We start from the raw sequence: 18988 nt of genomic DNA on the forward strand, positions 1-18988 counted from the left end.
CTCCGGAAAATCAGGGTTAAATCGGCAGTGTTCAGCGCAGGGTGGTGCTCAGTTCAGGCGGCCGTGGCAGTTTTTGTACTTCTTGCCCGAGCCGCAAGGGCAAGGGTCGTTGCGGCCCACACGCGGCACTTCGTCGGCCGGTATGGCCGATGCGCGGCGCTGAGATTCGCTGTCCAGCGTCGTTTCCACTTCACCGGTTTCGGTGGGGGCGGTATAGGTGACGTTGGTGATGTTCTCGGCGCGGTTTTCCAGTTCCTCGGCAGCCTGCTCCAGCTGTTCGCCCGACTGGACCTTGACCGTCATCAGCACCTTGGTGACCTCGTTCTTCACGCTGTCCAGCAGCTGGCCGAAGAGTTCAAAAGCCTCGCGCTTGTATTCCTGCTTGGGCTGCTTCTGCGCATAGCCGCGCAGGTGAATGCCCTGGCGCAGGTAGTCGAGGGCGCTCAGGTGTTCACGCCAGTGGCTGTCGATGCTTTGCAGCAGGACAATGCGTTCGAACTGCGTGAAGTTTTCTTCGCCGATTTTTTCGACCTTGTCGGCGAATGCGGCGTTGGCCGCAGCGATGACTTTTTCCACGACTTCGTCGTCGGTGATGGCGGTCGCGGCCTCCAGCTCCTGGCGCAGGGGCAACTCGATCTGCCACTCGTCGCTCAGCACGTTCTCGAGCCCGGCGATGTCCCACTGCTCTTCAACGCTCTCAACCGGCACATACTGCCGCGCCAAGTCGGTGAAACAGCCCTCGCGCAGGGAAGCGATTTGCGCCTGCAGGTTGGCCGCATCCATGATGTCGTTGCGCTGCTGGTAAATCACCTTGCGCTGGTCATTGGCCACGTCGTCATATTCCAGCAACTGCTTGCGGATATCGAAGTTGCGCGCCTCGACCTTGCGCTGGGCCGACTCGATGCTGCGGGTCACAATGCCCGCCTCGATCGCCTCGCCGTCGGGCATCTTGAGCCGCTCCATGATGGCCTTGACGCGGTCGCCCGCGAAGATGCGCATCAGCGGGTCGTCCAGGCTCAAATAGAAGCGCGATGAACCGGGGTCGCCCTGGCGGCCTGAGCGGCCGCGCAACTGGTTGTCGATACGGCGCGATTCATGACGTTCGGTCGCGATGATGCGCAAGCCGCCCAGGGAGGTAACCTGTTCGTGCTCTTCTTTCCAGACCGCGCGCAGACGGGTGATTTCCGCTTCCTGGGCAGCCACATCGAGCGATTCGTCCGTTTCAACCGCTTCAATCAATTTTTCCACATTGCCGCCCAGCACGATGTCGGTGCCGCGGCCCGCCATGTTGGTGGCGATGGTGATCATTTTCGGCCGCCCGGCCTGGGCAATGATGTCGGCTTCGCGGGCATGCTGCTTGGCGTTGAGCACCTGGTGCGGCAGATTTTCCTTGATCAGCAGCTGGTCGATGATTTCGGAGTTCTCAATCGACGTCGTGCCGACCAGCACGGGCTGGCCGCGCTCATAGCATTCACGGATGTCCTTGATCGCGGCTTCGTACTTCTCGCGGGTGGTCTTGTAGACGCGGTCCAGCTGGTCGTCGCGGCGGCTGACGCGGTTGGGCGGGATGACCGTGGTTTCGAGGCCGTAGATTTCCTGGAATTCGTAGGCTTCGGTGTCGGCCGTTCCGGTCATGCCGGCCAGCTTGCTGTACAGGCGGAAATAGTTCTGGAAGGTGATGGAGGCCAGGGTCTGGTTCTCAGCCTGGATCTGCACGCCTTCCTTGGCTTCGACAGCCTGGTGCAGGCCGTCGCTCCAGCGGCGGCCCGACATCAGGCGGCCGGTGAATTCGTCAACGATCACGACCTCGCCGTCCTGTACCACATAATGCTGGTCACGGTGGTAGAGCAGGTTGGCGCGCAGCGCTGCATACAGGTGGTGCATCAGCGAAATATTGGCCGGGTCGTACAGCGTGGCGCCTTCAGGGATGAGGCTGAGGTTGAACAGCAGGCGCTCGGCGTTTTCATGACCCTGCTCGGTAAGGAAGACCTGGTGGGTTTTCTCGTCGATGGTGTAGTCGCCGGGCTTGGTCACGCCTTCGCCGGTGCGCGGATCGGCTTCGCCTTCCTGGCGCGTCAGCAAGGGCACGACCTTGTTCATCGCCAGGTACATCTCGGTGTGGTCTTCAGCCTGACCGCTGATGATGAGCGGCGTGCGCGCTTCGTCGATCAGGATCGAGTCGACCTCGTCAACGATGGCGTAATTCAGGCCGCGCTGCACGCGGTCAGCCACCTCGTAGACCATGTTGTCGCGCAGGTAGTCAAAGCCGTACTCGTTGTTGGTGCCGTAGGTGATGTCGGAGCCGTAGGCTGCCTGCTTTTCCTCGCGCGACATGTTGGGCAGGTTGATGCCGACGGTGAGGCCCAGGAAGTTGTAGAGCTTGCCCATCCAGCGCGCGTCGCGGCTGGCCAGGTAGTCATTGACCGTCACCACATGCACGCCTTTTCCGGTCAGTGCGTTGAGGTAGACCGGCAGCGTGGCGGTAAGGGTCTTGCCCTCCCCGGTGCGCATTTCGGAAATCTTGCCGTTGTGCAGCGACATGCCGCCCAGCATTTGCACGTCAAAGTGACGCATCTTCATGACGCGTTTGCTGCCCTCACGGACCACGGCAAAAGCTTCGGGAAGAATGGCATCGAGTTCTTCGCCTGCGGCCACCCGGTCTTTGAATTCCTGGGTTTTGGTGCGCAGCTGGTCGTCGCTCAGCTTCTCATACTCGAGTTCCAGCGCATTGATGCGTTCTACGGTTTTGCGGTAGGTTTTGAGCAGGCGGTCGTTGCGGCTGCCGAAAATTTTGGTCAGGATGTTGGAAGCCATAAATGCGAGGCCGCCTTTGACCGCTCCCGCGAGCTAGGCAATGCGGCCGAAATCCCTTTTTGTGTACGGAACCTAGGTGTGGGCGCCAACAGTTACTTCAACTGGGCCCAAACCCCTGATTTTAACTCTGCCAAGGGAGTCGCATGGCCCGCCGCCGTAAAACCGCAGCGGCAAGCCAAAAGCCGTGCACCTGGCACGGCAGCGGCAAGCGCCTAGTGGGGGCGCGGCAACTGGGGAGCCGGCACGGCCGGCCGCGGAGAAACCGCTGCCACCGTGGGCCCGGGCAGTTTTTGCCCTGCGGTCAGGAATTTTTGCGGGTCCTGGAAGACGCCCTGGACCAGCACCTCGAAATGCAGGTGCGGACCGGTGGAACGACCCGTGGTGCCCACTTCTGCAATCTTCTGGCCACGCTTGATCAGGTCGCCTTTTTTGACCAGCACGCGGGACGCATGGGCGTAACGTGTGACGAGTTCGTTGCCATGGTCGATTTCCACCATGTTGCCGTAGGCGGGGTGGTATTCCTGCGTGACGACCACACCGCCTGCGGCGGCCAGAATCGCGGTACCGGGCTCGGACGGGAAATCCAGGCCGGTGTGCAAGGCCGAGCGTCCGTTCATCGGGTCAATGCGCCAGCCGAAAGGTGAGCCCAGATTGCCACCGGCCACCGGTTCCTGGGTGGGAACCATCATCTTCTTGATCTTCTGGTCGAAGAGGCGCGACTCCATCACGGTCATGAGGTCCACGCGCTGGTCGGTCAGTTTGTCCAGGTCAGCCAGGGTGGCTTGCAGCTCTTCCATGGTCAGCGAGGGCCCCGCCACCAGCACGCCGCCGCGGCCGGGCGTCACCTTGATGTCATTCGGGCTGACCCCTGCCAGGCCCGACACGCGCTCGCCGAGCGCTTCGAGCTGCATCATCTTGGCCTGCATTTCACCGACCCGCCTGGCCATGACATCAAGGTTCTCACGCATAAAGCGGTCACGCTGGTCGAATTCGTCCTTGACCATGAGCTTGACCAGCGAGCCGACGACCGGCCAGCCTTCCCGCGCTCCCTTGAGGAACACCCAGTGATAGAGGCCCGCAGCCACGAGCATGAGCGCCAGGGCGGCGACAAAGCCGGCCAGCACCAGTTTGGTACCGCTTAAATAAATGGCCCGGCTTTTCGCCAGCCACGCATCCGTGATAATCAAATGCACTTGTCTACCTCTTTTTTTTCAGCTTGCGCTTGCCAGGCTGCTATCTGCCCATCATGACCACTGACCGGCGCCTTCCCCAGGCGCTTTCCGTTTACCAGGCGGCCGGGAATTCACCTTCCCTGGCACGGCTGACGGAGCTCGTTCAGGAGTCCGGCGAAAGGCTCAAGGCCATTGAATCGCTGCTTCCTGAAGCCCTTCGGCCCGCCGTTCAGGCCGGACCGATTGACGGTGAAACCTGGTGCCTGCTGGTAAATGGCAATGCGGCTGCTGCAAAAATCCGGCAGTTGCTCCCCCTGATCCAGGCGCGCCTTCTCGGCAAAGGTTGGAAGGTTACATCAATTCGGCTCAAGATACTAATAGCCAAAAAGTAGTCGTCCAGACCGGCTCACAGAAGCCTCAATACGTCCTGGCCCGCATGTTGATCACATTGCCTGCTACCAATTTCGTAGCGTATGGTACCCATATGGCATGGGGAAGGCAACAGGAAAGGGGAAATGGTGCCGCTTGTCGGAATCGAACTGACGACCTACCGCTTACAAGGCGGTTGCTCTACCAACTGAGCTAAAGCGGCACAAAGCTATTTTACTTGACCCGTTTCAGTGAAGGCCGTGTGCGCGGCGACTTGGGCGGATCCGGCGGCTCGGAACCGTCATCGGCTTGCGTATCAGCGTTGCTTTCGGGCACCAGCTGCATGATCTTTTCCGGGCCTTCCGCCGGATTGTGCGGATGCGCGACCGGCGCGGCAGCCACCGGAGGTGCGCCATGGGGGTCTTCGGCGCCCGCCTCAGCGCCGGAAACCGGACCGGGGGAAGCCGCAACCATGGGAAAAGCCATGCCTTGCCCGTTTTCACGGGCATAGATCGCGATCACGTGGCTGATGGGCACCATGATTTCCCGGGCACTGCCGGCAAACCGCGCCTTGAACTCGATGAAATCGTTGCCGAGCTTGAGCGACGAGGTCGCGTCAAAACTGATGTTGAGCACGATCTCGTTGTTCTTGACGTACTCGCGCGGCACCTGCACCGTGTCGTCCACCGACACGGCCACATAAGGCGTGAAGCCGTTGTCGGTGCACCACTCGTACAAGGCCCGTATCAAATACGGGCGAGTCGACGTGGAGTCCAGGGCGTTCATGAATTCAGCCAAGTTAGACCCGAATCATCACGTGGGCACCCTCTTCACCGGCCGTGAGAGATCTCTCTTCGCCAGCCAGGGCCGCGGAACCGGCTTCGCCGGGCCGCAGGCGCAGCGCCCCCTTGGGGGGCAGCGAAGTACACGCAGTGACGAGCGTGGGGGCCATATTACTTTCGCATCACCTTCTCGGACGGCGTCAGTGCTTCGATATAGGCGGGGCGCGAAAAAATGCGTTCCGCATACTTGAGCAGCGGTGCGGCATTTTTCGACAGGTCAATGTCGTAGTAGTCCAGGCGCCACAGCAACGGAGCAATCGCCACGTCCAGCATGGAGAAGTTGTCGCCGAGCATGAACTTGTTTTTCAGGAAGATCGGTGCGAGCTGCGTCAGGCGGTCACGGATGTGCGAACGGGCTTTTTCAAGCGCCTTTTCGTTGCCTTTGGAGGCGCGCGATTCCAGCGTGCTGACGTGGACGAACAGTTCTTTTTCGAAGTTCAGCAGGAAGAGGCGCACGCGCGCACGGTCAACCGGGTCACCGGGCATGAGTTGCGGGTGCGGAAAGCGCTCGTCGATGTACTCGTTGATGATGTTCGATTCGTACAGGATCAGGTCGCGCTCGACCAGGATAGGTACCTGTCCGTAAGGGTTCATCACATTGATGTCTTCGGGCTTGTTGTACAGGTCAACATCGCGAATCTCGAAATCCATGCCCTTTTCAAACAGCACAAAACGGCAGCGGTGCGAGAAGGGGCAGGTTGTGCCTGAATAAAGGACCATCATGGTGCGGAACTCCTAAATGCAAAGGAGTGGATACATTGAAAGCATCCACTCCAGAAGGTGCCGGGAGCTTAGCCCCGGCGAAAAATTACTTGACGTCTTTCCAGAACGCCGCATTCAGGCGCCAGGCAACAAAGGTCAAGCCGAGAAGGAAAATCAGCACCCAGACGCCGACGCGAATACGGGTGTTCTGGGCCGGCTCGCCCATCCATTGCAGGTAACCCACGAGGTCGCCCATCGCCTGGTCATACTGCAGCGGCGTCATGGTGCCGGGCGTGACCTGCTTCCAGCCTTTAAAAATCTCCACTTTGTGGCCGTGCTCTTCCTTGTAGTCGTACTGCGGCTCGCGAGTACCCTGCAGCTCCCACAGCACATGCGGCATGGCCACACTCGGGAAAGCGCGGTTGTTCCAGCCCGTGGCTTTGGTGTTGTCGGGGTAGTAGCTGCGCAGGTAGGTGTAAAGATAGTCGGCACCCGTGCCGCCGGCACCCGAGCGCGAACGTGCAATCACGGTCAGGTCGGGCGGATTGCCGCCGAACCAGTCCTTCGCCTGCTTGGGATCAATCGCGGCCTTCATGGTGTCGCCGACCTTTTCGGTCGTGAACAGCAGGTTGTCCTTGATTTGCTGCTCGGTCAGTCCGATGTCTTTGAGGCGGTTAAAGCGCATGAAAGCAGCGGAGTGGCAGTTCAGGCAGTAATTGACGAACAGCTTGGCACCGTTTTGCAGGGAGCCAAGGTCATTCGTATTGTTCGGCGCCTTGTCCCAGGCCATGCCGCCTTCGGAAGCGTGTGCACCGGCAACCAGGCCGAGGGCCGCGATCAGGGAAAAAATCAGTTTTTTCATTGTTGTTATCTCCTGCTTAGTGACCGTGGAAAATAATACGGTCAGGCGGTGTTTTGGGCGTACCCAGGCGGCTCCACCACGGCATCAAAAGGAAGAAACCAAAATAGAACAGGGTGCCGAGCTGGGACACGCGCTCGCCGATGGCCGATGGCGGCTGAACTCCCAGGTAACCGAGCACCAGGAAATTCACGACAAAAATGCCGTAGAGGTATTTGTGCCAGTCAGGGCGGTAGCGGATCGACTTGACCGGGCTGTGGTCCAGCCATGGCAGGAAGAACAGGATGATGACCGCACCACCCATCACGACCACGCCCCAGAACTTGGCGTCGATACCCTTGATCATCATGCCCCAGAGCTCGCCCAGGAAAGGCACGCCGGCCAGCGGTTTGGCCAGCGCATCCAGGCCGTGCGCGATACCGGCGCCGGCGGAAGGAATGACCAGGCCGATCCAGTTGGCGATGGAAGGCAGCAAGCCCAGCAGCAAGGCTGCGCCGACGGCAATCACCAGCACGGCCGGCTTGAAGATGCCGGAGAGTTTGCGGGCGGCAAGCACGGCGGCGACGATCGCGATGATGCCCAGTGCACCGGCCATTTCACCGGTGATGGCGCGCAGCATCGAGTAGTAAGGCGTGAAGTACCAGACCGGTGCGATGTGTGCAGGCGTCTTCAGCGGGTCGGCCGGGATGAAGTTGTTGTACTCCAGGAAGTAGCCGCCGAACTCGGGCGCGAAGAAGATGATCGCCGTGAAGATCATCAGGAAGACGCTCACACCGAAGATGTCGTGCACCGTGTAGTACGGGTGGAAGGGAATGCCGTCGAGCGGGTGACCTGCGGCATCCTTGGGCGCATTGGGGCCCTTGATTTCAACGCCGTCGGGATTGTTGGAGCCGACTTCATGCAGCGCGATGATGTGCGCGGCCACCAGGCCCAGCAGCACCAGCGGCACGGCAATGACGTGGAAAGCAAAGAAGCGGTTCAGCGTCGCATCGCCCACCACATAGTCGCCGCGGATCAGCAGCGCGAGGTCAGGGCCGATGAAAGGGATGGCGGCAAACAGGTTGACGATCACCTGGGCGCCCCAGTAGCTCATCTGGCCCCATGGCAGCAGGTAGCCCATGAAGGCCTCGGCCATCAGGCACAGGAAAATCGCGCAGCCGAAGATCCAGACCAGCTCACGCGGCTTGCGGTAGCTGCCGTAGAGCAGGCCGCGGAACATGTGCAGGTAAACCACCACGAAGAAAGCGGAAGCGCCGGTGGAGTGCATGTAGCGGATCAGCCAGCCCCAGGGGACGTCGCGCATGATGTACTCGACCGAGCCGAAAGCCAGTGCGGCGTCGGGCTTGTAATTCATCGTGAGGAAGATGCCGGTGACGATCTGGATGACCAGCACCAGCATGGCCAGCGAGCCGAAGATGTACCAGAAGTTGAAGTTCTTCGGTGCGTAGTACTCGCTCATGTGCTCTTTGTAGAGCTTGCTGGCGGGAAACCGGTTGTCGACCCAGTTCATCGCCTTGACGGCGAGCGGGGCATCGGGGGAAATTTCTTTGAATTCAGCCATAACTGATCCTGGTTCGGTGGGATTCTTTGGCAAGCACCTGGTACGCGGCAGAAAGGTCGGCGGGTATCAGGTGCTGGCTACAGGGTCTTGTGAAGGAGCTTGGTTAACGCGGGTTACGGCAAGCGCCTTCAGGCCTTCTTGTCTTCACCAATCAGCAGACGGGTGTCCGAGAGGTACATGTGCGGCGGCACTTCCAGGTTGTCCGGCGCGGGCTTGTTCTTGTACACGCGGCCGGCCATGTCGAAGGTCGAGCCATGGCAGGGGCAGAGGAAGCCGCCGGCCCAGTCGTTGGGCAGCGAAGGCTGCGCGCCAGGCTGGAACTTGTCGGAAGGCGAGCAGCCCAGGTGCGAGCAGATGCCCACCACCACCAGCGTTTCGGGCTTGATGGAACGGTTTTCGTTGCGGGCGTATTCAGGGGTCAGTTCGTCGGGCTTGCGCTCGGATTTGGGGTCGGCCAGGAGGGCGTCGACCTTGGGCAGCTCGGCGAGCTGCTCGGGCGTGCGTTTGATGATCCAGACGGGCTTGCCGCGCCATTCCACCGTGATCTTTTCGCCGGGTTTCACGCCGGAAATATCGACCTCGACGGCCGCACCGGCAGCCTTGGCTTTTTCGGAGGGCTGGAAAGTGCTGACAAAGGGGATTGCGGTGGCTGCAACGCCTGCGCCGCCTACAGCGCAGGTGGCCACGAGCCAGTTTCTTTTATCTTTATCGACGGGGGCGCCGTGGGGCACACCGTTCGCGCTTGCTTCGCTTGCTTGGGTCATGAGAGTCCTTCAAGAACTGGCTTGAAATAGGCTTGGTGGGAGGCTTAGTGGGGTCAACCCGCAATTGTAGCGGAGCGCGATGTCGTTTTTCAAGGCAGAGGGCCCGGCCCGGGCGGTGGCGGCCCGCATGGCTGGGCTGGAAGTGCCTGTTTTTAAGGCAGCCGGCCGCCTTCGCATACTTTGTTGCAAGCCGACCCTTCCGCGCCGCCCGAAAACACGCCCAGCCTTCATAATCATTTTTTTCGCAGAACACCGGCACGGCCGGCAACCGCTGCCAATAACAGGAGAGACTAATGGGAATGATGCAGGAATTCAAGGAATTTGCCGTCAAGGGCAATGTGATCGATCTGGCCGTAGGCGTGATCATTGGCGCCGCTTTCGGCAAGATCGTCGACGCCGTGGTGAGCGACCTGATCATGCCGCTGGTGGGCCTGGTCTTCGGCAAGCTGGACTTTTCCAGCATGTACGTATTGCTGGGCACCGTGCCGCCGGGCACCGACATGTCGCTTGAAGCCCTCAAAAAAGCCGGCGTCCCGGTCTTTGCCTACGGCCACTTCCTGACGGTGAGCGTCAACTTCGTCATCCTCGCTTTCATCATTTTCCTGATGGTCAAGCAGATCAACCGGCTCAAACGTCACCACGAAGCTGCACCACCGCCCGCCGCGCCGCCTGAAGACATCGTGCTGCTGCGCGAAATCCGCGACAGCCTAAAAAAGTAAGCACCCCCCTGTGGCTCGCTCACTTCGTGTAGCGGGCCTCTCCCCTACAGGGGACGGCGCCTTGCGGCTGGCAAAGCCAGACCGCGGCCCCCGCTTGAAAGATATCTACCCCCCTGTTGCCCGCTCACTTCGTGTAGCGGGCCTCTCCCCTGCAGGGGACGGCGCCTTGCGGCTGGCAAAGCCAGACCGCGGCCCCCGCTTGCGAAGACATGGCTATGCTATTGATTTAATAGCTGCTAGCGCAGACTGCTATTGGGCCAGAGCCCGATTTCGCTTGATTTTTAGCCGGCAACAAGCTGGCGCGCCATGCGAACAGCCGCCAGCAAGCTGGATGCGTCCGCGCGCCCCGTGCCGGCGATGTCAAACGCCGTGCCGTGGTCGGGGCTCGTGCGTACCAGCGGCAGGCCCAGCGTCACATTCACGCCCTGCTCCACGCCCAGGTATTTGACCGGGATCAGCCCCTGGTCGTGGTACATCGCCACCACCACGTCAAACTCGCCGGGCTTGCCGGCGGCATGGCGCGCGCGCATGAATACCGTGTCGGGTGCGAAGGGACCGCTCACATCCAGCCCTTCTGCGCGAGCGGCAGCGATGGCCGGCGCGATGATGGCCTGCTCTTCGCTGCCGAACAGTCCGCCTTCACCGGCGTGCGGATTCAGCCCTGCCACCGCAATGCGCGGTGCCCGGCCCAGGCTGGCAGCCACCGCGCGATGGGTGATGCGCAAGGTCTGCAACACGTTGTCATAGGTGACGGCCTCAATGGCGCGCCGCAGCGACATGTGAATGCTCACCAACACGGTCTTGAGTTCATCATTGGCCAGCATCATGCGCACCGGCACGTCCGCCGCCGATTTACCCAGAAAAGCGGCCGCTTCAGCCTGGAGCATTTCGGTGTGGCCCGGAAAGGCCGCCGCCCAGCCGCCGGCCGCTGCCAATGCCTCCTTGTGGATGGGTGCCGTCACCATGGCACAGGCCTCACCGGCCAGCACGCTGCGGGCAGCCCAGACGATGCAGTCGGCCGCAGCCTGGCCCGCCCGCGCATTGACCTGGCCGTAAGGCACGGCCTCCAACTCGCATTTTTGCAACACCCCGATGCAATGGGGGGGTACCCCCGCCGCATCGGCCAGGGTGTCCAGCCTGGCCACCGGCAACGCCAGCGGGGACGCTGTCAACGCAGCAGCGCGGCGCATTGTGGCGACATCACCCACCACGGCGCAGCCCGCCATTTCAACGGGCGCATCGCGAAAAGCCCTGGCGATGATCTCCGGGCCGATGCCGGCGGCGTCACCCATGGTGATGAGCAGCGGCTTGTTCACAAGCCGGGCGTCGCGGTGAATTGCGGCCGCAGGGTGCATTTGGTTACAGGACAGCCCATAATCACAAAGAAACAGGTCAACACACCGGCTGCACAGCGCGGCGCCGGATCAATGAATTCAGGGGGGACGGTCAAATGCATGCTGGGGGTATTTTGGCGCAAACCACATCGCAGCGGCAGCTTGCCGGCGCACAGGACATCAGCCTGCCATGAATGCTGCCATGCCCGTCCTGATGTCCGACGGTGAAATGATGCTGTGGAGTGCTGCGGCCGGCGCACTTGGCCTGGTGCTGCTGCTGGCCCTGGCCGATGCCCTTTACAGCCGCACCCGCGCTGCCTGGCAGACCCTGGCTTACCTCGCGCTTTGCTGGCTGGTGGTGATGCTGTTGTGCGGCCTGCCCATGGAGCTCTGGCCGGACGGCAAGGAGTCGCTAGGCATTGCGCAACTCCTTGTCGGGCCGGCTTGCGCGTCGATGGGCAGCTTCGGCGCCAGCAAATGGCTGTCGGCCCACCAGCGCGACCACTTGATGAAGGTCAGCCTGCTCACCATCACGCTGGTCTGCATCGCCGGTGGGCCGCTCTGCCTGCTACTGGAGCCGCAGTGGGCCCTGCCCGCCTCGGCAACGCTCGCCGTCGTCAATCTTTCCGTGGTGCTGTGGCTGTCGGTGCGCGCCACGCAACTCGGTGACCGGCTGGCCTGGGGCCTGGCGCTGGGCTGCCTGCTGACGCTGCCCGCGCAGATCGGCCTGTACAGCCTGGCGCTGAGCCCTACCCGGTTTTCACTGCCGCTGCAGGCCGGCGTGGCCATGGCAGCCCTGCTCAGTGTGGTCATCACGGCCGCCATGCTGTGGCTGCGCAACCGGCAGACCCGGCAATTGAAGCACGGCGAAGCGTCGGGGCATGACCCGATCACCCAGCTCTATGACGGCGTGGCGATGGTGCAGAAAATCATCCGCGCGCAGCGCCGGCGTCTGCGCACGCGGCGCGACGGCGCGCTGATGGCCGTGCTGCTGTTCGAACCCGAAAGCCTGCTGCCCCAGATCGGCCAGGCCGGCCTGAACGAAATCTATATCCAGATGGCGCGCCGCATCCAGCGCCACACGGGCGCCGTCAACCCGGCCGGCCGCTACTACGACCGCTGCTTTGTCGTGCTGCTGGAAACCATGCATTCGCCGCGCTGGATACGCACCCTGGGCCTGCGTGTGGCCTCCGACCTGCGCCGCCCGATGGACGTGACGGCCCTTGGCGGGGGTCGTGCCCGGATCAAGCCGGACATTGCCGTCGGCATCGTTCATCTGTCGGTCGCCGGCAAGGACGTCGCCCAGCTGCTGCACGAAGCGCAGTCTGTGGCGCAAGCTGCCCGCGCCATGCGCTCCCGCGCTGCGCTGCTGGACCCGGAAACCCGCACCGCCGTGCCGGTGGAGCATGCCGAGCTGGGTTCCAGCTGGCATGCGCTGCGAAACGCCACGCCGCAAAGCCCGCTGCGGGGCAAACCCGCCAGCCCCAACGCCAGCCGCGCCGGGCGGCAGCGCCACAAGCCGGCCTGATCCCCGCAAGAAACGCTTCAGGCCGGGTTGTCGATGTCGATGAACTGGTGGGCCAGGCCGAGCTGCGTGGCAACCTGCGCCGCCACGGCCGGCGCGCCGTAGCGCTCGGAGGCGTGGTGCCCGCAGGCAATAAAGACCACGCCCATCTCGCGCGCGTAGTGCGCCTGGGGTTCGGAAATCTCGCCGGTGATGAAGGCGTCGGCGCCTGCGGCAATCGCCGCCTCAAAATACCCCTGCGCGCCGCCCGTGCACCATGCTATGTTTTTGATAGCTGTTTGCGCTGGCCCTGCTTTGGTTACAGCCCGATTAAGTATTTTTTCAACATGTATTGCCAGTGCGCCGGCATCTGAAAACTGCCCTCCGCCGACACGCCCGCCGATAAAACCCAGGTCCTGTTCGCCGAAGCGCCCCGTCGCCGTGAGGCCCAGTTGCAAGCCCAGCTGGGCGTTGTTGCCGAGCTCGGGGTGCGCATCCAGCGGCAGGTGGTAGGCATAGAGGTTGATGTCGTGCGCCAGCAACAAGGCCAGGCGCTGCTTCATCCAGCCCGTCACGCGGCCGTCCTGGCCACGCCAGAACAGGCCGTGGTGCACAAACACGGCGTCGGCCTGCGCCGCAATCGCCGCTTCAATCAGCGCCAGGCTGGCGGTAACGCCGGAAACGATCTTGCCGACCGACGGTTTGCCTTCGACCTGCAGGCCGTTGGGGCCGTAGTCCTTGAAGCGCGCGGGCTGCAAAAGCGTGTCAAAGGCCTGCAGCAAGTCCTGTCGTGTGGTGCTCATGGCCCCATTGTCTCAGGGCGCTGCTTCAGGACGATCAGCTTTTCTCAAGGCCCAGCAAAGCGTCCTTGAGCATGAAGTCCGCCGGAACGGACCCCAGCCAGATGCCCAGCACCATGCGAAAGAACTCCGCATCACCGACCGCTGCGCCCTGCGGCTGCTCGGCGATGAAAAAGCTGGTGCCCTTGCCCGGAGCAAACTCCATCGCGAACGAATCGCCCGGCATCAGCTTGCTGCGGCCCGAGAAGATGTCGATCAGCCGGTTGCTCGACACCGAGTGGCGGCTGACCGCGTCGCGGCTTGAGTTGTCGGCCATGCCGCGCAGGAAGAGCCGGCCCAGGTCGGTGCCTGAGACTTCGCGCAGCGCCACAAAAGCCAGGCGGATGGGCGTGCCCAGCTTCATCGCCTCGTCGGCCGACGAGACCTTGCGGCTGGTGTACAGGGCCATGTCATAGACCTTGAAAATGGCCTTGAAGCGGGTGCCGGCGCCGTTGAGCTGCAGTGTGGTGCCCTGCGCCGCCACACTGGCTGGAAATTTCGTCGCCGTGGGTGCGGCCAGAACCGGCAATGCCAGTCCCGCCGAACCCGCTGTCAATGCGGCCGCGCCACGCGCGAGCCAAGTCCGCCTTGAACACTGATGCATGTTGTCACCTCCGTTATGGTTGTTGACCGCAGGCAGCGGTTCAGGCTGCCCGCGGCTGCGGCCTTGCGGCAGCCAGGAACATGGTACCGGAGCCAGCCGGCGTGCTTCCTTACAGCGAGCGGGAACCCGAAGCGATAAACTCCATCAGTTGGCGCCGCGCCCCTTCCGGCCCTGTGCCGCCCCGGATTCCCGCCCCCTTTCGTCTTCCGCACCTTCGTACCGGCACGCCGACCCTCACGCCTCATGAAACGCACCTGGCTTCTTTTTTCCCAAACCGTCACCGTCCTGCTGGCGGCCTACTTCGTGGTGGCCACGCTCAAGCCGCAGTGGCTGGACCGCGGCAACATGCCGGGCGTGTCCGTCATCGAGGCTCCGGCCGGCAGCGCGCCGCGCAGCGGCGGCGCCGGAAGCGGCTTCGCGTCGGCGGCCAAAATTGCTTCTGCGGCGGTGGTCAGCATCAACACCAGCAAGGCCGCTGCCAAAAACCCGCATGCCGAAGACCCGTGGTTCAAGTTTTTCTTCGGCGACCAGAGCCCCAATGAACCGCAGGGCGGACTGGGCAGCGGCGTCATCATCAGCGCCAGCGGCTACATCCTGACCAACAACCACGTGGTGGAAGGCGCCGACGAGATCGAAGTCATCCTCAACGACACACGCAAGGCAAAAGCACAAGTCATAGGCACCGACCCCGACACCGACCTGGCCATCCTCAAGATCGACCTGGACAAGCTGCCCGTCATCGTGCTGGGCAACTCCGACACCCTGCAGGTGGGCGACGCAGTTCTGGCCATCGGCAACCCGTTTGGCGTGGGCCAGACGGTCACCGGCGGCATCGTGAGCGCGCTGGGCCGCAACCAGCTGGGCATCAACACCTTTGAAAATTTCATCCAGACCGATGCCGCCATCAACCCCGGCAACTCGGGCGGTGCGCTGGTCGACGTGAACGGCAACCTGATGGGCATCAACACCGCCATTTATTCACGCTCGGGCGGCTCCATGGGCATTGGTTTTGCCATCCCGGTGTCGACCGCGAAGCTGGTGCTTGACGGCATTGTGAAGGACGGCCAGGTCACGCGGGGCTGGATCGGCGTGGAGCCGCAGGACCTCAACCCCGAACTGGCCGAAACATTCGGCCTTCCGGCGGCTGCGGCCAAAGAAGGCGGTGTCATTATCACCGGCGTTCTGCAAAACGGCCCGGCCGCGCAAGCCGGCCTTCTGCCTGGCGATGTGATCACCGCCGTGAACGGCAAGGGCGTGCACAACGTGAGCCAGTTGTTGACCGCTGTTGCGGCCCTCAAGCCCGGTACGCCGGCGCCGTTGACGGTACTGCGCAAGGACAAGCAGACCGAGATCCCGGTGACGCCCGGCAAGCGCCAGCGGCCCAAGGTTCAGCAGCGCTGAACGGCCGCGCACGTTGAGCCCGCTCCTATCCCTGTGAAGATGCTATCGAATTAGTAGCCGCTTGCGTCCGTCCATATTGGGCTGCAGCCATTTTTATCTGAAATTCTTGAGATGCCCTGCACATAGGGCGGGGGCGTAAAGCCCCAGCTCAATCAAGACTGGGCCGCCTCGGCTTCGGCGTCGTCTTCGGGCTTTTTGGTGTGCTTGACGAACACCTGCGCGGCGATGATGCCGACCTCATACAGGCCGCCGACCACGCCCAGCAGCATGAGCATCGAACCCGCATCAGGCGGCGTCACCAGCGCGGTGCCGACGGCTGCCGCAACCCAGAAGTAACCGCGGTATTCGCGCAACTGGGCCACGCTGAGTACACCCATGCGCACCAGCAAAATCACCGCGATCGGCACTTCAAAAGCCAGCCCGAAGGCCAGAAACATGCCGAGGACGAAATTGAGGTACTCCTCGATGTCTGGCGCGGCGGTGATCGACTTGGGGGCAAAGCTCTGGATGAAATGAAACACCTGGCCGAACACCACGAAATAACAAAACGCCACCCCGACAAAAAACAGCAGCGTGCTGGAGACCACCAACGGCATCACGAGTTTTTTCTCGTGCGAATAAAGGCCGGGCGCCACAAAAGCCCACACCTGGTAGAGCACTACCGGCAGCGCGATCATGAAGGCCGCCATGAACAAAATCTTGATCGGCACAACGAAAGGCGAAATCACGTTGGTGGCAATCAGCGTGGCGCCCTTGGGCAGCGAGGCCACCAGCGGCGCGGCCAGGATGTCGTAAAGCGCACCCGGACCGGGGAAAAATGCCAGCACGATCGCGGCAATGCCGATGGCGATCACCGCCCTGATCATCCGGTCGCGCAGCTCCATGAGGTGCTGCACAAAGGGCTGCTCGGTGCCTGCGAGTTCGTCGGGCTTCTCGGTGTTGGGGTCGCTCATGGGAGAAATTTGTGCCGGTGGGACTGCGCGGGGAGGCACGCAAACAGGAAGGAATCAGCAGGAAAGCAGCTCAAGGCATGCGGCCCGGCTGCGGACGGAAGCGCGCCACCCGGGCGGCGCCTGACTGGGCCTTGGTTCGTACGCCGGAACGCGCCTTGTACCACTGGGGCGTCGCGCCCTGCTTGAGCCGCCACTTCTTTTTCGGGTGTTTGTACTCGGGGAAGATTTCCATGCCCGGCAAGGCGCCGGAAGACGACTCGCCCGTGGCTTCGGCCCAGGATTTTTCAAAATCGCTGGCGTTGGTCTGGATGGTGTTCTCGACGTCGCGGGCAGCGCCCTCGACGGTTTCCTTCATCTTCTTGAGCTCGTCCAGCTCCATGGAGCGGTTGACCTCGTTTTTGACGTCGGCCACATAACGCTGCGCCTTGCCCAGCAGCGTGCCCACGGTGCGCGCCACGCGCGGCAGCTTTTCCGGGCCGATGACGATCAGCGCCACGGCACCGATCAGCGCCATTTTGGAAATGCCAAGATCAATCACTGAACGTCAGGCCGGATCAGGACTTTTGACGGGCTTCGACGTCGATCGTCGTCTTGTCGGCTGCCTGAGCGTTGGTTACGCTGGCAGGCGGCACAGGCACATCGGCGGGAGGCTGGTTGCCGTCCTTCATACCGTCCTTGAATCCCTTGACGGCGCCACCCAGGTCGCTGCCCATATTCTTGAGTTTTTTAGTACCGAAGATCATGACCACGATCAGCAACACGATCAACCAGTGAATCCAGCTCAGTCCACCCATGATTTGCTCCTAAATATGAAATTGCAGGTTTGGCCGGTTTGAGCGGCCGATATGTTGATTCTAAAGGCCAGGCCCTCTCAAACGGCTAATACCACCCGCCGGACAGGGTGGTTAGAGGCCAGGCACCCACGAGGGTTCAATAAAACTCAACCTTTCAGCCATGGACGAGGCCCTCCGATCACGTGAAAGTGCAGGTGATGCACCTCTTGCCCGCCTTCGGCGCCGGTATTGGTCACGATCCGGTAGCCGCCCTCCGGATAAGGGTTGCAGCCCTGCTCCATCGCCAGCCTGGGAGCCAGCACCATCATCCGGCCCAGCAAGGCAGCGTGCTCAGGGCCGACCTGGGCCATGGACGGAATGTGGTCCTTCGGAATGATCAGGAAATGCACGGGCGCCCACGGGTTGATGTCGTGAAAAGCGTACAGCTCGTCGTCTTCGTACACCTTCCGGCTTGGGATGGTGCCCGCGGCGATCTTACAGAAAATGCAGGTGTCGGAATGGTTCATGGCTGGGCGTGACTCAAGGAATTACGCAGGACGGTGGCTGTTAAAACGCATCCAGCCACGCACGCAGCGGTACAGGTACCAGAGGCAGACAATGCCATAGGCCGCCCACCCCGGCACAATCAACAGCCACAGCGGCGACAGCAGCACCAGCCAGGCCAGCGTCCACCAGAAGGTGCGGATCATGTAGCTGTGGTGGTCGATATAGAGCGGATCGGTTTCATCCGCACGGCGAATGTAGTTGATGATGACGGCGATCACCGCAAACACACCGCCGCTGAACCAGGCCAGCGTGTGCAGACCGTACAGCACATGCATGATGGTGCGGTCGTTGGGATTCTTGCCTTCGAATTCGGCCAGGTCGGTTTCCATGCGTTCAGGTTCCAGTCAAAGCGATATGAGGCGATACAGGGGGAAGAAAATCAGCCACAGGTAATGCCAGCCAGCAATGCCCGGCTCAGGGCTTTTCGGCCGCATCACGGCGCTGGGCCTTGCGCAGGGCTTTTTCCTCGATGCCGCTGGTGCCTTCGCGGCGCTCCAGCTCGGCAATCACGTCCAGCGGGCTGAGGCCGTAATGCGCCAGCGCGATCAGGCTGTGAAACCACAGGTCGGCCACTTCGCCAACCAGCTTGCCCTTGAGCTCCGCCGTGGGCCCGCCGTGGTCGATGTCCTTGGCCGCCATCACCGTTTCCGTGGCTTCTTCACCGATTTTTTTCAGGAAGGCGTCGGGGCCTTTATGCAGCAGGCGCGCCACATAGCTGGTGTCCGGGTCGCCGCCATTGGCAGCCTTGCGGCTTTCGATGATCTGCGCCAGGCGCTGGAGGGAGTCATTCGTGGTCATGTTTGCCGGGAGTCTGTTTGTACATGGTTGTCGGGTCTTTCAGGACCGGCTCGGTCACCACCCATTGGCCGTCTTTATACACACTGAAAAAGCAGCTGTGGCGGCCCGTGTGGCAAGCGATGCCCGGCGTGTGGCCCAGCTGCGTCACCTTGAGCAGGATCACGTCGTTGTCGCAGTCCAGGCGGATCTCATGCACCGTTTGCTGGTTGCCGGACTCTTCACCCTTGTGCCAGAGGCGCCCGCGCGAGCGGCTGAAATACACAGCCTGGCCGAGCTCGGCGGTTTTTTTCAACGCCTCGCGGTTCATCCAGGCGAACATGAGCACATCGCCGCTGGAGGCTTCCTGTGCAATGACAGGGATCAGGCCCTTGTCGTCCCAGCTGACTTCATCTAACCAGTTCATAAAAGTATTA

22 protein-coding genes and 1 tRNA gene are annotated in these 18988 nt (G+C 62.0%); 4 read left to right on the forward strand and 19 right to left on the reverse strand.

From position 1 onward, the window contains the following. Positions 1–48: 48 nt before the first annotated feature. Both secA and AC1DYR_RS12220 read right to left on the reverse strand, forming a co-directional pair. Positions 49–2814: a preprotein translocase subunit SecA gene (gene secA, locus AC1DYR_RS12215; RefSeq protein ID WP_477705330.1), complete on the reverse strand. Its 2766-nt coding sequence runs from the start codon at positions 2812–2814 to the stop codon at positions 49–51. A 212-nt stretch (positions 2815–3026) separates the two neighbouring features. Beyond that, entirely contained in the window at positions 3027–4007 is a 981-nt protein-coding gene (locus AC1DYR_RS12220; RefSeq protein WP_457279690.1) for a M23 family metallopeptidase, read from the reverse strand. 53 nt (positions 4008–4060) lie between these two features. Between AC1DYR_RS12220 and AC1DYR_RS12225 the strand changes: the two genes are divergently transcribed. After that, the gene (locus AC1DYR_RS12225) at positions 4061–4378 is read left to right on the forward strand and encodes a hypothetical protein (RefSeq protein ID WP_477649133.1); all 318 of its coding nucleotides are present in this window, start codon (positions 4061–4063) and stop codon (positions 4376–4378) included. A 124-nt stretch (positions 4379–4502) separates the two neighbouring features. Here the strand turns inward: AC1DYR_RS12225 and AC1DYR_RS12230 are convergent. From AC1DYR_RS12230 to petA, 7 genes are all read right to left on the reverse strand, one after another. Next, positions 4503–4578: transfer RNA gene (locus tag AC1DYR_RS12230), tRNA-Thr, on the reverse strand. 11 nt (positions 4579–4589) lie between these two features. Continuing rightward, complete coding sequence (locus tag AC1DYR_RS12235) at positions 4590–5141, reverse strand: ClpXP protease specificity-enhancing factor (RefSeq protein WP_477705331.1); 552 nt, start codon at positions 5139–5141, stop codon at positions 4590–4592. A 13-nt stretch (positions 5142–5154) separates the two neighbouring features. Continuing rightward, on the reverse strand, positions 5155–5307 hold the full coding sequence (locus AC1DYR_RS12240; protein ID WP_477705332.1) for a hypothetical protein: 153 nt from the start codon (positions 5305–5307) through the stop codon (positions 5155–5157). A gap of 1 nt (position 5308) precedes the next feature. After that, complete coding sequence (locus AC1DYR_RS12245; protein ID WP_007868077.1) at positions 5309–5920, reverse strand: glutathione S-transferase N-terminal domain-containing protein; 612 nt, start codon at positions 5918–5920, stop codon at positions 5309–5311. An 85-nt stretch (positions 5921–6005) separates the two neighbouring features. Then, a complete protein-coding gene (locus AC1DYR_RS12250; protein ID WP_477705333.1) occupies positions 6006–6761 on the reverse strand; it encodes a cytochrome c1 in 756 nt (251 codons plus the stop codon). A 16-nt stretch (positions 6762–6777) separates the two neighbouring features. Next, the gene (locus AC1DYR_RS12255; RefSeq protein WP_477705334.1) at positions 6778–8319 is read right to left on the reverse strand and encodes a cytochrome b; all 1542 of its coding nucleotides are present in this window, start codon (positions 8317–8319) and stop codon (positions 6778–6780) included. 128 nt (positions 8320–8447) lie between these two features. Next, positions 8448–9083, reverse strand: coding sequence for a ubiquinol-cytochrome c reductase iron-sulfur subunit (gene petA / locus AC1DYR_RS12260; protein WP_457279695.1), 636 nt, complete (start codon positions 9081–9083; stop codon positions 8448–8450). 293 nt (positions 9084–9376) lie between these two features. Here petA and mscL point away from each other — a divergent pair, with 293 nt between their 5' ends. Further along, positions 9377–9802, forward strand: a complete 426-nt coding sequence (gene mscL / locus AC1DYR_RS12265) for a large conductance mechanosensitive channel protein MscL (protein WP_457279696.1) — start codon at positions 9377–9379, stop codon at positions 9800–9802. A 281-nt stretch (positions 9803–10083) separates the two neighbouring features. On the opposite strand, the gene pdxA is transcribed toward mscL, so the two are convergent. Continuing rightward, positions 10084–11118 carry a 4-hydroxythreonine-4-phosphate dehydrogenase PdxA gene (pdxA, locus tag AC1DYR_RS12270; RefSeq protein ID WP_477705335.1) on the reverse strand — a complete coding sequence of 345 codons (1035 nt, stop codon included), beginning with the start codon at positions 11116–11118 and terminating at the stop codon, positions 10084–10086. Positions 11119–11326: 208 nt separating this feature from the next. Here pdxA and AC1DYR_RS12275 point away from each other — a divergent pair, with 208 nt between their 5' ends. Further along, positions 11327–12664: a diguanylate cyclase domain-containing protein gene (locus AC1DYR_RS12275; RefSeq protein WP_477705336.1), complete on the forward strand. Its 1338-nt coding sequence runs from the start codon at positions 11327–11329 to the stop codon at positions 12662–12664. Positions 12665–12681: 17 nt separating this feature from the next. Here the strand turns inward: AC1DYR_RS12275 and AC1DYR_RS12280 are convergent, their stop codons facing one another. After that, positions 12682–13443, reverse strand: a complete 762-nt coding sequence (locus AC1DYR_RS12280; protein WP_477705337.1) for a Nif3-like dinuclear metal center hexameric protein — start codon at positions 13441–13443, stop codon at positions 12682–12684. A 34-nt stretch (positions 13444–13477) separates the two neighbouring features. Next, complete coding sequence (locus AC1DYR_RS12285) at positions 13478–14083, reverse strand: chalcone isomerase family protein (RefSeq protein WP_477705338.1); 606 nt, start codon at positions 14081–14083, stop codon at positions 13478–13480. A 243-nt stretch (positions 14084–14326) separates the two neighbouring features. Here AC1DYR_RS12285 and AC1DYR_RS12290 point away from each other — a divergent pair, with 243 nt between their 5' ends. Then, positions 14327–15484 carry a S1C family serine protease gene (locus AC1DYR_RS12290; protein ID WP_477705339.1) on the forward strand — a complete coding sequence of 386 codons (1158 nt, stop codon included), beginning with the start codon at positions 14327–14329 and terminating at the stop codon, positions 15482–15484. Positions 15485–15636: 152 nt separating this feature from the next. Here AC1DYR_RS12290 and tatC read toward each other — a convergent pair whose 3' ends face one another. From tatC to hisI, 7 genes are all read right to left on the reverse strand, one after another. Continuing rightward, on the reverse strand, positions 15637–16437 hold the full coding sequence (tatC, locus tag AC1DYR_RS12295; protein WP_477705340.1) for a twin-arginine translocase subunit TatC: 801 nt from the start codon (positions 16435–16437) through the stop codon (positions 15637–15639). A 70-nt stretch (positions 16438–16507) separates the two neighbouring features. Further along, on the reverse strand, positions 16508–16975 hold the full coding sequence (tatB, locus tag AC1DYR_RS12300) for a Sec-independent protein translocase protein TatB (protein WP_477705341.1): 468 nt from the start codon (positions 16973–16975) through the stop codon (positions 16508–16510). A 16-nt stretch (positions 16976–16991) separates the two neighbouring features. Then, a complete protein-coding gene (gene tatA, locus AC1DYR_RS12305) occupies positions 16992–17231 on the reverse strand; it encodes a Sec-independent protein translocase subunit TatA (RefSeq protein WP_477705342.1) in 240 nt (79 codons plus the stop codon). A 146-nt stretch (positions 17232–17377) separates the two neighbouring features. After that, positions 17378–17737 (reverse strand): histidine triad nucleotide-binding protein, encoded by a 360-nt coding sequence (locus AC1DYR_RS12310; RefSeq protein ID WP_477705343.1) that lies wholly within the window; start codon positions 17735–17737, stop codon positions 17378–17380. 21 nt (positions 17738–17758) lie between these two features. Next, positions 17759–18106: a DUF4870 family protein gene (locus tag AC1DYR_RS12315; RefSeq protein ID WP_477705344.1), complete on the reverse strand. Its 348-nt coding sequence runs from the start codon at positions 18104–18106 to the stop codon at positions 17759–17761. A gap of 85 nt (positions 18107–18191) precedes the next feature. Continuing rightward, complete coding sequence (locus AC1DYR_RS12320) at positions 18192–18575, reverse strand: phosphoribosyl-ATP diphosphatase (RefSeq protein ID WP_477686074.1); 384 nt, start codon at positions 18573–18575, stop codon at positions 18192–18194. Continuing rightward, a complete protein-coding gene (hisI, locus tag AC1DYR_RS12325) occupies positions 18562–18978 on the reverse strand; it encodes a phosphoribosyl-AMP cyclohydrolase (protein WP_477705345.1) in 417 nt (138 codons plus the stop codon). Before hisI ends, AC1DYR_RS12320 begins: the two co-directional genes overlap by 14 nt. Positions 18979–18988 lie beyond the last annotated feature (10 nt).

The organism is Polaromonas sp. P1_F9 (assembly GCF_056405615.1).